The sequence below is a fragment of the Aminivibrio sp. genome (assembly GCF_016756745.1).
In the GTDB taxonomy this organism is placed as follows: Bacteria; Synergistota; Synergistia; order Synergistales; family Aminobacteriaceae; genus Aminivibrio.
This window is the reverse complement of the sequence record NZ_JAESIH010000033.1, coordinates 39,448-54,418: the sequence shown is the minus strand read 5'-3', so window position 1 is coordinate 54,418 and position 14,971 is coordinate 39,448. Positions and strand designations below refer to the sequence as shown.

General features: G+C 60.7%; 14 protein-coding genes, 1 tRNA gene and 1 pseudogene. 9 read left to right on the top strand and 7 right to left on the bottom strand.

All coding sequences use genetic code 11. The features are described 5' to 3' along the window. Window positions 1-22: 22 nt before the first annotated feature. The 3 genes from JMJ95_RS03865 to JMJ95_RS03855 are packed head-to-tail and all read left to right on the top strand — an operon-like array spanning window position 23 to window position 4,052. Complete coding sequence (locus JMJ95_RS03865) at window positions 23-2,482, top strand: response regulator (RefSeq protein ID WP_290682830.1); 2,460 nt, start codon at window positions 23-25, stop codon at window positions 2,480-2,482. Next, window positions 2,469-2,993, top strand: coding sequence for a transcription repressor NadR (locus tag JMJ95_RS03860; RefSeq protein WP_290682829.1), 525 nt, complete (start codon window positions 2,469-2,471; stop codon window positions 2,991-2,993). The genes JMJ95_RS03865 and JMJ95_RS03860 overlap by 14 nt, the downstream gene beginning before the upstream one ends. A gap of 48 nt (window positions 2,994-3,041) precedes the next feature. Further along, complete coding sequence (locus JMJ95_RS03855; RefSeq protein WP_290682827.1) at window positions 3,042-4,052, top strand: PTS transporter subunit IIC; 1,011 nt, start codon at window positions 3,042-3,044, stop codon at window positions 4,050-4,052. A gap of 54 nt (window positions 4,053-4,106) precedes the next feature. Here the strand turns inward: JMJ95_RS03855 and mgtE are convergent, their stop codons facing one another. From mgtE to phoU, 6 genes and pseudogenes are all read right to left on the bottom strand, one after another. Then, window positions 4,107-4,799: a magnesium transporter gene (mgtE, locus tag JMJ95_RS03850; protein ID WP_290682824.1), complete on the bottom strand. Its 693-nt coding sequence runs from the start codon at window positions 4,797-4,799 to the stop codon at window positions 4,107-4,109. Window positions 4,800-4,890: 91 nt separating this feature from the next. Next, window positions 4,891-5,016: pseudogene (locus JMJ95_RS03845) on the bottom strand (hypothetical protein); the annotation flags it as partial. 422 nt (window positions 5,017-5,438) lie between these two features. Then, a complete protein-coding gene (locus JMJ95_RS03840; RefSeq protein WP_290682822.1) occupies window positions 5,439-6,923 on the bottom strand; it encodes a tripartite tricarboxylate transporter permease in 1,485 nt (494 codons plus the stop codon). A gap of 3 nt (window positions 6,924-6,926) precedes the next feature. Beyond that, window positions 6,927-7,367 (bottom strand): tripartite tricarboxylate transporter TctB family protein, encoded by a 441-nt coding sequence (locus tag JMJ95_RS03835; protein WP_290682821.1) that lies wholly within the window; start codon window positions 7,365-7,367, stop codon window positions 6,927-6,929. A 15-nt stretch (window positions 7,368-7,382) separates the two neighbouring features. After that, a complete protein-coding gene (locus JMJ95_RS03830) occupies window positions 7,383-8,330 on the bottom strand; it encodes a tripartite tricarboxylate transporter substrate binding protein (protein WP_290682819.1) in 948 nt (315 codons plus the stop codon). A 61-nt stretch (window positions 8,331-8,391) separates the two neighbouring features. Further along, window positions 8,392-9,123 (bottom strand): phosphate signaling complex protein PhoU, encoded by a 732-nt coding sequence (phoU, locus tag JMJ95_RS03825; RefSeq protein ID WP_290682817.1) that lies wholly within the window; start codon window positions 9,121-9,123, stop codon window positions 8,392-8,394. A 557-nt stretch (window positions 9,124-9,680) separates the two neighbouring features. On the opposite strand from phoU, the gene JMJ95_RS03820 reads away from it, so the two are divergent. Next, the gene (locus tag JMJ95_RS03820) at window positions 9,681-10,445 is read left to right on the top strand and encodes a fumarylacetoacetate hydrolase family protein (RefSeq protein WP_290682815.1); all 765 of its coding nucleotides are present in this window, start codon (window positions 9,681-9,683) and stop codon (window positions 10,443-10,445) included. Between the two features lie 95 nt (window positions 10,446-10,540). Here the strand turns inward: JMJ95_RS03820 and JMJ95_RS03815 are convergent. Continuing rightward, a tRNA-Ser gene (locus JMJ95_RS03815) sits at window positions 10,541-10,626 on the bottom strand. A 125-nt stretch (window positions 10,627-10,751) separates the two neighbouring features. Between JMJ95_RS03815 and JMJ95_RS03810 the strand changes: the two genes are divergently transcribed. From JMJ95_RS03810 to JMJ95_RS03790, 5 genes are all read left to right on the top strand, one after another. Further along, window positions 10,752-11,165, top strand: coding sequence for a CoA-binding protein (locus JMJ95_RS03810; RefSeq protein WP_290682813.1), 414 nt, complete (start codon window positions 10,752-10,754; stop codon window positions 11,163-11,165). A gap of 430 nt (window positions 11,166-11,595) precedes the next feature. Then, window positions 11,596-12,006: a thioesterase family protein gene (locus tag JMJ95_RS03805; protein WP_290682811.1), complete on the top strand. Its 411-nt coding sequence runs from the start codon at window positions 11,596-11,598 to the stop codon at window positions 12,004-12,006. After that, a complete protein-coding gene (iorA, locus tag JMJ95_RS03800) occupies window positions 12,003-13,883 on the top strand; it encodes an indolepyruvate ferredoxin oxidoreductase subunit alpha (protein ID WP_290682809.1) in 1,881 nt (626 codons plus the stop codon). The genes JMJ95_RS03805 and iorA overlap by 4 nt, the downstream gene beginning before the upstream one ends. Window position 13,884: 1 nt before the next feature. Continuing rightward, on the top strand, window positions 13,885-14,448 hold the full coding sequence (locus JMJ95_RS03795) for a 2-oxoacid:acceptor oxidoreductase family protein (RefSeq protein ID WP_290682807.1): 564 nt from the start codon (window positions 13,885-13,887) through the stop codon (window positions 14,446-14,448). 2 nt (window positions 14,449-14,450) lie between these two features. Beyond that, the gene (locus tag JMJ95_RS03790; RefSeq protein WP_290682805.1) at window positions 14,451-14,966 is read left to right on the top strand and encodes a hypothetical protein; all 516 of its coding nucleotides are present in this window, start codon (window positions 14,451-14,453) and stop codon (window positions 14,964-14,966) included. Window positions 14,967-14,971: the final 5 nt, after the last annotated feature.

Here is a 14,971-nt window from a genome sequence, read left to right as displayed (position 1 = left end):
CCGCGGAAGGGAGGTCAGACCTGTGAAAAACAGCCCGAGGAGCGGAAGTGAAGGAATTCCCTTTCCCGGAGAGGACGTGGTCTCCTTTCTCCTCTCCTATATCGGAGAAACGGACGACATCGTTACGGTGAAAGACAGGAACCTGACCATTCTCTATCTCAACAGTGCGGGGGCCGCCTTCCTCGGGGTTTCCCAGGAAGAAGGGAAGGGCCGCAGGTGCTTCGAGCTGCTCGGAAGGCAGGAACCTTGCAGCGGATGCCTGTCTGCGCCTGCGGCTGAAACGGGGCGGTTTCAATTGCGGGAAGTGTTTATCCCGGAGAGGGACGCATGGTTCGAGGTGAAGAGCCGGCCGGTCCGGAACGCCGACGGCGAAACGGTTGCCCTGGTGGAGGTTCATCGGGACTGCTCGGAAAGGAAAAGGGCGAAGGAGAAGCTTGTCGGGGCTATGAGCGAGCTTGAGGCGAAGAACAGGGAGCTGGAGGAGGAGAGAAAACGGGCCGAAGGCCTGGCCGAGGAGGCCGGAAGGGCGGAAAATGTGAAAAGCGCCTTCCTGGCGAACATGAGCCACGAAATCCGCACTCCGCTGAACGGAATCCTCGGGATGACCGATCTCCTTCTGGATTCACCCTTGCCGAAGGAACAGGAAGAATGCGCCGAGACCATACGGAGGAGCGCCGAACACCTGCTGTCGCTGGTGGACGAAATCCTCGACCTGTCGAAGCTTGAGGCGGGAAAGCTTGTCCTGGAATCGGTCCCCTTCGATTTGAGAGAGATGGTGGAAGATCTGGTCACAGAGACGGCGGTTCGGGGAGCGGGAAAGGGGCTTGACACGGCCTTTTCCGTGGACCCTTCCGTTCCGTCCGTCCTGCAGGGCGACCCGGTGCGTACCCGCCAGATACTGGGGAACCTCCTGGGGAACGCCGTGAAATTCACGCTGTCCGGTGAGGTGCGGCTGGACGTCTCTCCCGTGGATTCGGGAATCAAGGGTCTCGTGCTTCGCTTTTCCGTGTCCGACACGGGCATCGGTGTTCCTGAAAACGCTGCGGGGACGCTCTTTCAGCCCTTTTCCCAGGGAGATCCTTCCATGACCCGCCGGTTCGGGGGGACGGGACTTGGCCTTTCCATCTGCAGGAGGCTCGTGGAGGCCATGGGAGGATCCTTGGGAATGACCCCCCGCAGCGGCGGCGGATCGGTTTTCTGGTGCGAACTGCCCTTCGGCAGGGTACCCTTCGGCGAGGCGGAAGACCTGCCGGTGGACCAGCACCTAATGGGGCTTCCCGTGGTTCTGGCGGGGGGCGGGGCCTCCTGGCAGGCTGAAGCGTCCGGCCTGGCAGGGAAGTGGCTCTGTTCCGTCCGGAGCGCGGACAGCCCGGAGGACCTGAGAAACCTGCTTGAGAAACGGTTCGGGAGAGACGGGGAAGGGCGGTGCGCCGTTTTCATCGACCGGGACCTGCTGAGAAAGGAAGCGGCCTGGGCTCCAACCCGGCTCCCGGCTGACCTCCGGAGGGGTGCCCTGTTCTTTTCCGTAGACCCCCCGGGGACATTCCCGGAGACGGGGTACCTTCTCCGGGAGGGGCTCGCCGGCCGGATAAGCGCCCCGATACGGCGGGGGCCCTTTCGTGAAGCCGTTCTCTCCGCTGCTGAGACTGACCGGGGAAAGGGGCAGGGTTCCCCCGGCGGCTCTGAACAGACGGGAAGTTCTCGGAGTGCTCTTCTCCCGGCCAGGGTTCTGATTGCCGACGACAGCCGTGTGAACAGAATGGTGGCGGAACGGATGTTGCAGAAGCTCGGCTGTTCCGTCACCGGGGCGGCGGACGGAGAAGAAGCCCTCCGCATCTTGGAAACAGAGAGGTTTGACATTGTTCTCATGGACGTCCAGATGCCGGGAAAGGACGGCCTTGACGTCACATCCGCCCTTCGGAGCCCGGAATGGACCGGATGCAACGGCTCCGTTCCCGTGATCGCCATGACGGCCCATGCCCTGCCGGGAGACCGGGAGAAGTGTCTGGCCGCAGGAATGGACGATTATCTTCCGAAGCCGGTCAGGTTCAGGGATCTCGAAGAAAAACTCTCGATCCATCTGTCCCGGCGCAGGCCGGAGCAAAGCGACGCCCCGGCGGAAGGAATCGACGGAGTGTACTGCAGGGAAGAAGCCGTACGGAGGCTGAACATCGAGGGAGAGGAACTCGATGCTCTTGCGGGGGAATATCTCGAGGATGCCCTTGAGATTCTTGACCGGATGGCAGACGCGGAAGAGCGGGGGGACGGGAAGGCGGCGGCTGAGGCCGCCCACACCCTGAAGGGGATGTCGGCCAACATCGGGGCGGAAAGAGTCCGGGCAGCGGCCTGGAGAGCGGAGAAATCGTGGCGGGAGGACGGGAACGGCGCCCCTATGGCGGAAGTCCTCCGGACGGAACTCCGGAACTTCGGAAATGTTCTCGGCCGGGTCCGTGAAAGGAGGAATCGGCATGAAGACCGATGAGCGGAGGCGGATGATCGCCGCAGAACTCTCCGGGGCGGGAGAGGCGGTCACGGGAAGTGACCTGGCCTCCCGGTTCGGCGTCAGCAGGCAGGTGATCGTCCAGGACATGGCGGTGCTCCGGGCGGAAGGCCTTCCCGTGACGGCCACCCCCAGGGGCTATATCCTGATGCGCCCCGAAGGGACGGGAAAGCTTGTGAAGACCGTGGTCACAAGGCACAGGGACTACGAATCCATGGAGGAGGAGCTCCTGATCATGGTGGGCTGCGGGGCGAAGGTGCTCAACGTCATCGTGGAGCATCCCCTCTACGGGGAAATCACCGGCAATCTCATGCTCTCCACTCCCGCCGACGTGGCCCGTTTCATGGAGTCCATCAGGAAGAGCGCAGGGGAACCTCTCTCCTCCCTGACGGGGGGCGTTCACCTCCACACCCTGGAAGTGGACGGCGAGGAGGTATGGGAGCGTCTGCTCGTCAGACTCGATGAAAAGAACTACTTGCCGGAGGGAAAATAAGGGTGTATCCTTTACATGTGACAAGACACCTGTAAAGGAAGTGGTCCAATGGCAGGAACGGCGTCTTCTCCTTTTCGGGGGTACCTGATCAAGGTCTTGAACGGGATGGCCCTCGGCCTTTTTTCCTCCCTCATCATCGGTCTTATCCTCCGGCAGTGCGGCCAACTGCTCTCCCTCCCCCACCTCGAACACTTCGGCCGGGTCGCCCAGCTCCTCATGGGCCCCGCCATCGGCGCCGGGGTTGCATTTGCCGTCGGGGCACCGCCCCTGGGCATTTTTTCCTCTCTCATCGCCGGGGCCGTGGGTGCAGGGACCTTTTCCGGCACTGCCGCCGCCGTAGGCGAGCCTGTGGGCGCCCTCGCGGCCTCCTGGGCGGGAGCGGAAGTGTCCCGGAGGGTCGCCGGAAAAACGAGCGTGGATATCGTGCTCGTTCCCGCCGCCACCATAGTCGCCGGCGGCGCGGTGGGTGTGGTCGCTGGTCCTGCGGTCGCCCGGATGATGTACTGGCTCGGCAGCGCCATCAACGCCGCCGCCGCCCTTCACCCCTTTCCCATGGGGATTGTCCTTTCCGTCGCCATGGGAATGATCCTCACCCTGCCCATCAGCAGCGCCGCCCTGTCCATTTCCCTGGGGCTTTCCGGCCTTGCCGCGGGAGCCTCCACGACGGGGTGCTGCTGCCAGATGATCGGCTTCGCCGTGGCGAGTTTCCGGGAGAACGGAACGGGAGGGCTCATCGCCCAGGGGCTGGGCACCTCCATGCTCCAGATTCCCAACATCATACGGAACCCTTGGATCTGGGTTCCCCCCACTGCGGCGGCGGCCGTGCTCGGCCCCCTTTCCACCGTGGTCTTCCGGATGGAGAACAGCCCCGTCGGTGCCGGCATGGGAACCAGCGGCCTGGTGGGACAGGTCTCCACCCTCGCTGTCATGGGCTCCTCAGCCTGGCCGGGGATTCTGCTGCTTCACTTCCTTCTCCCCGCTGTACTTTCTCTTCTCTTCTCGGAAATTCTCAGGAGGACGGGACACATCCGGCCCGGCGACATGAAATTTGAAAAATAAAGGGGCAGCGGACGCTGCCCCTTTTCCAGTGCCGCCTGGTTTCCGTAGAGGAGGTCACCCCAGTACAAGCACTCTCCGGGCTACTTCGAAGTAGAGCAGCAGCCCCAGGATGTCCACCACGGTGGTAATGAAGGGACCGGACATGACTGCCGGGTCGATGTCCAGTTTTTTCGCCGCGAAGGGGAGGAAGGCTCCCACCATGTTGCCCAGCATGACCACCCCCACCACGGACACCGCCACGGTGAAAGCCACGCCGTACCCCGTCCCCATGGTCCAGGCCCGGATAGAGGCCGGCACCGCGAGAGAAACCCCCAGGAGCAGGCCTGAGACTGCCTCCTTCGAAATGACCCTGAAAAGGTCCCCCCTGACGATTTCCCCCACAGTAAAGCCCCGGATCACAAGCGTAGCAGCCTGGGTGCCCGTGTTTCCGCCGGTGCCCGTGAGGAGGGGGATGAAGAAGGCGAGGGCCGCCACACTTTCGAGGGCGAAGGAGTAATGCTTAAGGATGAAGGACGAAAAAAGCTGGGTGACGATGCAGACGAGCAGCCAGGTCAGCCGCTTTCGGGTGAGGGTCAGGATCCCCGCGTCCAGGTAGCTTTCGTCCACTGGGGAGATACCGGCCATACGCTCGAAGTCCTCGGTGGCCTCCTCTTGGACGATGTCCGGAATGTCGTCGAAAGTGAGTATGCCCACGAGGCGGTGTTCCCTGTCTACCACGGGGACGGTCTGGAGGTCGTATTTCGACATGATCCTCGCCGCTTCTTCCTGGTCGGTAGTCGGACATCTCCTCGATGATGCCCGCCGCTTCCGAATCGGTGAAGCTCCCGAGAAGCTCCTCCCGTTCGGTTCCCTCGAGAAATTCGAAGACTTCGATGGCGAGATCCTTGGGAAGGAGGCGGAAGAGGAAGACCCGCTCCGCGGGTGCCTTCTCCGCCGGAACTTCTGCGATGTCCGCGGGTTCCATGGCGCTCAGCAGTTCCTTCAGGTTCTTGAACTGCTTCCGTTCGAAGAGTTTTTCAACGCTTGCGAGAAACTTGTTCCGGGTGTCCTTCATGACCCTTCCCCCCTGTCCCATGGCCTGTACGGAAACGCATCCGCGCGGGGCGTCCTCCGTGCCTTTTCATTTCGACCGGTTCATTATGCGGGATGTCCGGCGGTTACACACTTCCGGCATGCGCCGGCATTCCGCCGAAGGGAGGTCGGGCGGCGCTGCTACGTCGCTGTGGAATCCTCTACAGGGTGCGGTCCACTGTCCATGATGCCGTCTCCTTGAAATGGGCAGGATTGGAATCAACGGGAAAAAACTATCACAAAGGAAAAGAAATGTCGAGGCGAAGAAGCCCGGAACGAAATAGCGGGCCGGCCCTGAAGGTCGGCCCGCTATTTTCAGTCCACCTTGTTCCTGCTCTTCTTGAAATGGCCCGAAAAAGCCGGAACCATGAGAAGAATGGTAATGGCCCAGAGAAGCAGACAGAGGGGCCGCTCAAAGAAAATCATGGGGGAGCCTGCGGCCATGATGAGGGACTGGCCGAAGCCCAGTTCCGCAATGGGGCCGAGGATGAGCCCCAATACAAGGGCCCCTGTGGAGAATCCTCCCTTTTCGAGGAAGTAGCCGACGACACCGAAGCCGAACATGAGCCACACGTCGAACATGTTGTTGTTGATGGCGTAGCTGCCGATGACCGAAAGAACGGCGATGCCAGGAATCAGGAGAGCGTTGGGGGTGGAGGTCACCCGGGCGAAGTAGGGGGCCATGTAGATTCCCAGCACCAGGAAGATGATATTGGCCAGGAAGAGGGAGATGATGAACCCGTACGTCATGGTCCCGTACTTGGAGAACAGCTCCGGTCCCGGGATGAGCCCATGGATCATGAGACCTCCCATGAGAGCCGCCGCCACGCTGTTTCCCGGAATTCCGAGGGTCAGCAGGGGAATGAGGGACCCGCCGACGCAGCCGTTGTTGGCGCTTTCGGAGGCGGCCACTCCCTTGGGGTTCCCCTTGCCGAAGGTGTCTGAATCCTTCGAGCTCTGCTTCGCGAAGTTGTAGGAAATGAAGGAAGAAATGGTCGCACCTGCACCGGGAAGCATTCCCACGATGGTCCCGATGATGCCCCCCCTGACGATGGTAGGGGCGAGTCCTTTCGGAAGCCTGCTCCGCTTGATTGAAGAGATGGTGTCGCTCAGGTCGTTCACGATGCGGATCTCCGCCGTCAGGTCCAGGATCTGGCTTACGGAAAAGAGGCCGATGAGAGCCGGCATGAAGGGGATGCCGTCGTAGAGGTCCACGATGTTGAAGGTGAAGCGCATGTAGCCCGAGAGGGGATCCATGCCGACAGTGGCCAGAACGAGGCCGAGAAATCCGGAGATCAGCCCCTTCACCATGCTGCCCTTTGTCAGGGTGACGATGCTGGAAAGGCCCATGATAGCCAGGACGAAATATTCAGGAGGGCCGAATCGCAGGGAAAATTTGGCCAGGGCGGGGGCCATGAGAAGCAGGGCCACCGTGGAGATGATGCCGCCCCAGAAGCTGGCCCAGGTGGCCACGGTGAGCGCCGTGCCGCCCTTGCCCTGCCTGGTCATGGGATAGCCGTCGAAGGCTGTGGCGGCGGCGGCGGGAGTGCCCGGCGTGGAGAGGAGGATGGAGGATATGGCTCCTCCGTACATGCCTCCGCTGTAGACTCCGCCCATGATGGCAAGGCCCATGAGAGGGTTCATGCCGAAGGTGACCGGGATGAGCAGGGCCACTGCCATGGTGGCGGTGAGGCCGGGTATGGCGCCCACAATGATGCCGACCACGGTGCCGGAAAAAATGGCGAAGAGAACGCCGGGGTTCATCAGTTCCGAAAGCGCGGGCAGAAAGAATTCAGTCATGGTCTATTCTCCCCAGATGCCCATGGGTATGGGTACCCCAAGGAAATGAACGAACACGAGCCGGACGAAGCCAAGGATCAGGGCGGTCCCCAGGAGAATGAAGACGGGGCGCCTGAAGCCGAGCATCCAGGACAGAGCGACCATGAAAAGGGCGCTGGCCGGGAAAAAGCCGAGGTAGGATGTAAGTATTCCGTAGGCTGCCATGGATGCCACTGTCAGTGTGAAATTCTTCGGTGAGCGGACCCACCGGACATGGGAATCGGGCGACGGTGTCTTCTGCAGGAAAAGGATCAGGGACAGCACCGCGAGCATTCCCGCCAGGAAAAAGATATACCGGGCCGCATCCGCGGCCCGGTCGGGAAAGCTGTTTGCCCCAAGGAACAGGGCGGCGGAAAGTCCCAATCCTCCGACCGCGAAGAGACGGTTCATGGAAGATCGGGTCATGGAATGAGCCTCGATCTACCAGGGGTCCTTCTCGTAGGCCTTGTTGGTGATCACAAGAAGGTCTTCAAGGTACGCCTTGTACTCCCCGGGAGTCATCACGTTCATCTGCAGCTGTCCCTTGGCCGCTGCCTGGAATTCCTCGTCGGCAAGGACTTTCTCGAAGGTTTCCACGAGTTTCTTCAGGGCATCCTCGGGAATGCCCGCGGGAGCGGCGAATCCCCTGGACGAGTCGGAGATTACCTTGTAGCCCAGTTCGGTGAAGGTGGGGATTTCGGGCACGTTGGGGTGTCTCTTGGCGGTCATTATGGCCAGGACCCGGATTTCGCCGGCCTTGAGGTTCGACTCGATCTGGGAGAGGTTCATGAATCCCATGGATACGTGTCCCCCCATGACGGTGGCCTTGGCGTTGGAGGATCCCGTGGAGGGAACGCTCTTCACGGTACAGCCCGTGGCCTCGTTGAACTGGGCGAGGGCGAAGGCGTCGTCGCTGCCGGGGCCGGACGTGGAGCCGGTGAGGGTCCCGGGAGCCGCCTTATCGGCGTCGATGATGTCCCGGATGGAATTGAAGGGGCTGGAAGCGGGGACTACCAGGACGCCTGGGTCGGTGACAAAGTTGAACAGCATGGCGAAGTCATCGAGGGTATACTTTGCCCGCTTGGCGGAAATGTGGGCCGTCACGTGAGGCGTGTACAGGGTTCCGATGGTGTAGCCGTCCTTTTTCGCCCGAGCGAGGGCATCGAAGCCCCTCAGGCCGCCGGCGCCGTCGATGTTGTTGATCACGAAGGGCTGGGGGAAGTACTTCTCGGCGAACTTGGCGAAGAGCCTCGCCATGGTGTCGGTGCCGCCGCCCGCGTTGGACGCCACGATGATGGTGACCGGCTTCGTCGGGTATTCCGCGGCGAGGGCCGCCCCCGTTCCGAGGGCGAGACACAGAACGAGAATAGCCAGAACCATTTTTTTCATAGTATCGTCTCCTTTCAGAATTGGGGTCCTTTGATCCGTGCTTCCGTGTCGTTCTCCGGCGTCAACCTCCTTTGCTTTCGGAGAGGGCTTTTTTCTTCTTCTCGAGAAGGGGTTTCAGCCGCTCTCCCTTGACCATGAAGAACACCCGTTCCGCCACGTTTGTGGCGTGATCGCCTATCCTGGCGAGATGACGCGCCACCCAGAGGAGCCCGGCGGCGCACTGGGCGGTGGCCAGGTCTCCTTCGGGCTTGTTGCCGATGATGAGAAGGAGTTCGTCGAAAATGTTTTCGTAGAGGATGTCAAGCTCATCGTCCCTGAGGCAGACGTCCTCGGCGAGGGCGGTGTCGTTCTCTTCGAAGGACTTGAGGGAGTCGGCCACCATCTCCGCGGCAATGACCTTCATCTTCGGGATGTCCACCAGCGGCTTCAGAAGAGGATACCGGTTCAGGGTCTTGGCCTTTTTCGCGATGTTCACGCCTTGGTCGCCGATGCGCTCGAGGTCGGTGATGATCTTCAGGACGGCGAAAACAAACCTGAGGTCCTCCCGGACGGGCTGGCGCATGGCGATGGAACTCAGACATTCCTGGTCGATGGATGCCTCGAGATCATCTATGGCATCATCCGAACGGATGACTTCGTCCGCCAGGGCGTCGTTCCGCTCTATCAGTGAACGGACAGCGCCGGAGAACGCCTCGCTCGCCATGGACCCCATCTCACGGACCATGGAAATGATTTTCGCCCTGTCGGCGGAATACAGAAGGGATTCAACCTTCTCGTTTTTCTTCCGGAACATCTCTACAGTCCCTCCCTCCTCGGTACAGCCTGCCTCCGGGAAGTACCTTTTCTTTCCGGGCGCCCTGCGGGGGCCCTTGCCCTGAAAGCGGGAGAAAAGTCTTCAGCGATGTTACAGGCATGTAACGATAATGTTACAACTTACGGCGTACCGGGAGGATTGTCAAGAAGCGAATTCCCCCCTAAATCCGCAGGTTTTTCAGGCAGAGGGAATGTCGCCGGGCATAAGGTGAATTCGCCCCGCCAGGGGCGAAGAGATTATCCCCTGGGGGAGGGCGCCCGGGGGAGAGAAACCGACACGGATGTCGGTTTCACAAGCAGGCAACCGGCGAACGCAGGGAGCCGTGTTGATCGCTTGGGCAGTTGTCAAGGATGACAATCTGCACCCCCCGCCCAAGCGTTCCCCGGTGACACTCCCCGCTGCCTGCGGATTTAGGTCCCTATTTTCAGGCGGCGAAGGGGGATAAATCCTCTTTCTCAGGGTCATTTTTTCTATGGTAGAATTGTCTCGGTATTTCAGTCGGATAATCCATGGGAAACAAGCCGGAGGAGAGAAAAATGAAGAGAACGTTCGTACGGTGCGTCATAAAGGGAAAAAGAGAAACGGGGCTGGTGGAGAACGGCATCATCTACCGGCTGGAAGGTGATATGTTCGGCGAATGTTCCCGGGGCCCCGCCCTCGGGTCGGTGGACGAGGCGGAGCGTTTCCTTTCCCCTGTCGAGCCCTCCAAGGTAGCGGCGGTGGGACTCAATTACCGGGACCACGCCATCGAGGTGGGTCTTCCCATCCCCGGGGAACCCCTTCTGTTCCTGAAGCCTTCCACCACGGTCATTGCCCACGGCGACCCAGTGGTTTATCCCGGACACATGTCGGAGCGTGTGGACTACGAAGCCGAGCTCGCGGTCGTCATCGGCAGAAAATGTTCCTCCGTGGAACCCGATGAGGCGAAGGACTGCATCCTGGGCTACACCTGCGCCAACGACGTCACGGCTCGGGACCTCCAATCCAGGGACGGACAGTGGACCCGGTCCAAGGCCTTCGACACCTTCTGCCCCCTCGGACCGTGGATCGTCGCCGGTATTGACCCCTCCGACCTCGAGATCGGCATGTACCTGAACGGGAAGCAGGTCCAGCACTCCAGGACGAGCAACTTCATCTTCCCCGTGGACGTGCTGGTGAGCCACATCTCGAAAGTCATGACCCTCCTGCCGGGCGACGTGATCATTACCGGCACCCCGTCGGGCATCGGGCCCGTGAAAAAGGGTGACGTCATGCAGGTGAAGATCGAAGGGATCGGAACCCTGGAAAACGTTGTGGAGTAGCGGGGCGAAAAGTCCTTCCGAGACGAATCAGCCGCAAAAACGGTCCCCCGGCGGGGCCGTTTTTCATTCGTGAAGCTTCCTCTTTTGCGGAAAAATGGCGGAGGGCAGAGGATTCGAACCCCTGGGGCTTTCGCCCAGCTGATTTCAAGTCAGCCACCATAGACCACTCGGACAGCCCTCCGCGGAACGAGGAGATTATACATGTATTTTCCGTTGTTGCCAACGGATGAAGGAGCGACGCAGGCGAATTCTGCGGAGAGTATAATGGTCGGGAGTGGACCGATTTTTCTCGTGAGGTGATTCCTGGTGAAAAAAGAAGAGATTCTTGAGAGGTTCGTATGCACTCCGTCAAGGGTGGCGGTGGTGGGAGCCTCGCCGAAGGAGGACCGCCCCGTCTTCCGGGTCATGAGTTATCTTGCGGGGGCGGGCTTCACCCTCTACCCCGTGAATCCAGGGTATGCGGGGACGGAGATCCTGGGGAGACCCTGCGTTGCCGGGCTCGAATTTCTCGAAGGTGAGGTTGACGTGGTCGCCCTGTTCCTTTCGGCGAAACAGCAGGAAAATGTGGCGGCCGACCTGGAGAAGCTGTCTTCACGGCCCGTGGTCTGGTTCCAGCCGGGGGCGGAGAATGAAGAACTCGCCGCAGAGCTGGAGGGGAAAGGATATGATGTGGTGCCGTCGGACTGCCTCATGGCCGCCCACATGAACAAATGCAGGTGATAATAATTTCTCGATCCTGAAGCCATCAGGATGATCCTAAATCCGCAAATTTTTCAGGCAGAGGGAATGTCGCCGGGCATAAGGTGAATTCGCCCCGCCAGGGGCGAAGAGATTATCCCCTGGGGGAGGGCGCCCGGGGGAGAGAAACCGACACGGATGTCGGTTTCACAAGCAGGCAACCGGCGAACGCAGGGAGCCGTGTTGATCGCTTGGGCAGTTGTCAAGGACGACAATCTGCACCCCCCGCCCAAGCGTTCCCCGGTGACACTCCCCGCTGCCTGCGGATTTAGGATGATAAAAAATTCTTGCCCCCAGGTGCAAATTTGTATATAATCACAGAAAAAACCGCACTTGCCTCCCTAACTCCTGAGTATTTTCCGCTGTCTTTCCCCGGGAGGAAGAAATCCGCACCGCAGAGGAGGTAATTCCGATGTCCTCCGAATATCCGTACGCCCTGAGGGTCAGGTACGGCGATACCGATCGGATGGGAGTCGCCTATTACGCAAATTATCTCTACTGGTTCGAGGTGGGCCGGACGGAATTCTGCCGCGCCCACGGAAAATCCTACGCCGACTGGGAGGATGAGGGTATTTTCCTTCCCGTGGTGGAATCCCACTGCCGCTACAAGCATCCTGCCAGGTACGAGGACGAAATTACAATTTTCACGAAAATCGGTGAAGTGAAGGCATCGTCCATAGTTTTTGAATGCCGCATTGAACGGGCCGCCGACGGCAAGCCCATCGCTTCGGGATGGACCCGTCATGCCTTCGTGGATCGGAACGGAAGGCTTCTGAGAGGAGATAACCCCCTGCGCCGGTGGATCGAGGCGCTGGCGGGATGACGGAGGTGTCGCGTACAGTGAGCACGAAAGCCATACTGTTGGGAAACGAGGCAATCGCCAGGGGAATTGTTGAAGCGGGGTGTCTTGTGGCGTCCGCCTACCCGGGAACGCCATCGTCCGAAATACTGCCTGCGGTGGCGAAGTTCGCCGACGAACTGGGCTCCCCCATGGCGGTCGAGTGGGGCGTGAACGAAAAGGTGGCCTTTGAGGTGGCCGCCGCCGCCTCCTTCACCGGCGCCCGCTCCTGTGCCGTCATGAAGCAGGTGGGGCTGAACGTGGCGGCCGACCCCTTCATGAGCGCCGCCCACTTCCAGCTCAAGGGCGGTATGCTTCTCGTCGTGGCCGACGATCCGGGGCCCCACAGCTCCCAGACTGAACAGGACAGCCGCTATTTCGCCATGTTCGCCAAGGTCCCCTGCTTCGATCCCTGTTCCGCCGCAGAGGCGAGGGAGATGGTCTTCGACGCCTTCGACCTTTCCGAGCGGTTCGGCATCATCACAATGCTCCGCCCTAGTGTCCGGGTGGACCACTGCCGCCAGGACGTGGAGCTCGGTGAGCTTCGTCCGCCGAAGGGGCAGGTGAAGTTCGACAAGGAACCCTCCCGGTGGGTCTGCCTTCCCGCCAGCGTGAAGGTGAACCATCCCCGGCTGAACGCCAAGGTGGAGGAGATTCGGGCTGCCTTCGAGACGGAGTTCGAAAAGTACAACTACGAAGTCCCCTCGAAGGAAAAGAGCGTCCTGGGCATCGTGGCCTCCGGGGTCTGCTTTTCCGTAGTCAGCGACATCCTGAAGGGGTGGGGCCGGGAGGATGTGGCGGTGCTCAAGATCGGCACGCCCCATCCCCTGCCGGTGAAGATGGTGACCGATTTCATCTCCCGCCAACCGAAGGTGCTTTTCCTCGAAGAAACATACCCGGTGATGGAAATGCAGCTTCCCGACAGAACGGGCATCCTCGGCCGGTGGAACGGGATCGTTCCCGGGGCCGGAGAGCTTCTTCCGGAGACTGTCGCGGACATTCTCGCAAAGATCCTCGGGATGGATCATCCCGCAGGGGAAGGATCGCCCCTTCTCAGACAAGCCATGGAGGAGCTGAAGATCACCCCCAGGAAGCCCATGCTCTGCCCCGGGTGCCCCCACCGGGCGAGCTTTTTTTCCATCAGGCAGGCCCTGCCCAACGCGGTAAACCCCTCGGACATCGGCTGTTATACCCTCGGAGTAAACCAGAAGGCAGTGGATGCCGTGATGGACATGGGAGCCTCGGTAACCATGGGATCCGGATTTTTCCTTGTCCACAAGGCTGCGGGGATGGAACGCCCCATCGTGAGCACCATCGGGGATTCCACCTTTTTCCACATGGGGCTGCCCGGTCTGGCGAGTGCCGTTTACAACAGGCATGCTTTCGTTCTCGCCATACTGGACAACAGCACCACCGCCATGACGGGCGGACAGGCGAACCCGGCGGTGGGCGAAAAGCTCAGGAAGGGAGACGCAGGCCGGAAAGTGGATATCGAGGCCGTCTGCAGGGGCTGCGGCGTGACCTTCGTCAGGACTATCGAGGCCTATGACGTCGGCGCTGGAAAGGAAGCGGTGAAGGAAGCCTGGGAGCACGCGAAATCACGCTCGGAACCGGCGGTGATCATTTTCAGGCATCCCTGCATGCTCCTCCGTCCCCAGCAATCGGCGGTCCAGGTGAAGGTGGACCCGGAAAAGTGCATCGGCTGCAAGTTCTGCATCAATTTCTTCAACTGTCCCGGCCTCGTCTTCGATGAGAAGAAGAGCAAGGCATACATCGACGAGCGGTTTTGCGTGTCCTGCGGGGTCTGTGTTTCCGTCTGCCCCCACGGGGCCATAGGGGAAATTTCCGGGGAGGGAGAATAACATGCAGTACGTCATTGTGGGCATCGGCGGCCAAGGCATTCTTTTCGCGAGCAAGGTCCTCGGGAAGATCGCCCTCGAACGGGGCGAATCCGTCATCGGGAGCGAAGTGCACGGCATGGCCCAGCGGGGCGGGTCGGTGATCAGCCATTTCAAGGTGGGGGATTACCGGAGTCCTCTCGTCATGGCCGGAGAAGCGGACATCCTCCTCGCCTTCGACCAGAACGAGGCGGTGCGGAACCTCCATTTCCTGAAGAAGAAGGGCAGTCTCGTGGTGAACGTCCACGACCGGGCAGCCCTGGAGAACTCCGCTCTCGCCGGAATGATCCGGGACAGGGAGATCTCGGTCCATTCCCTGGAAGGGTATGCCCTGCTGAAGGAGCACATGGGAGGAAATTTCCTCTTTCTTAACGTGCTCCTCATGGGGGCCATGTGCGGCGCCGGGGTGAGCGGTCTTTCCTTAGGAGAGGTCTCCCGGGCGGTGAAGGAACTTTCTCCTCCCCAATTCCAGGATGCCAACATGAAGGTCCTGGCACTCGGGGCGGAGGCCATCAGCGGCGGGAGGTAAGGTTGGAGCGTACTGGAAAGGGGGGGCGTTTCCGGTCTCCCTTTTTTTTGGGTTCGGCCTTCTCCCTGGCGGAACTGCTGGCGGTTCTGGCGATCTGTCTCATCCTCGGCGGCGGAGCGTCCGTGGCTCTCGTCTCCTCTTTTGCGGGGCCTCCTTCCGACGAAACGGCGGTCCGGGAGGGGAAGTACGCCGCCCAGTGGCTGCAGCGGATCTTCCACAAGGCCCTGCTCTCGGGCAGGTCCTTTGTCTTCAGGCTTTCCACCTCCGTGCCCCAGCAAAGACTAAAGATACAGTGGGCCGACGCAAGCGAAGAAATCTATGACGGAAAGGGGCGCGTCTGGTTCACGAATCACAGTGGCATTCCGGCCTTCTGCACCTACTCGCCGAAGTGGAACACCATTTCTCCGGCGTTCACCATCGAGGCGGGATCTTCCCCGGACCGGAGGCGCCCCCTCAAGTACATTGTAGTTACCCCCTTCTGCAAGGTATCCTACAGGGATGACCCTCCCCGGGATTGAAAGAC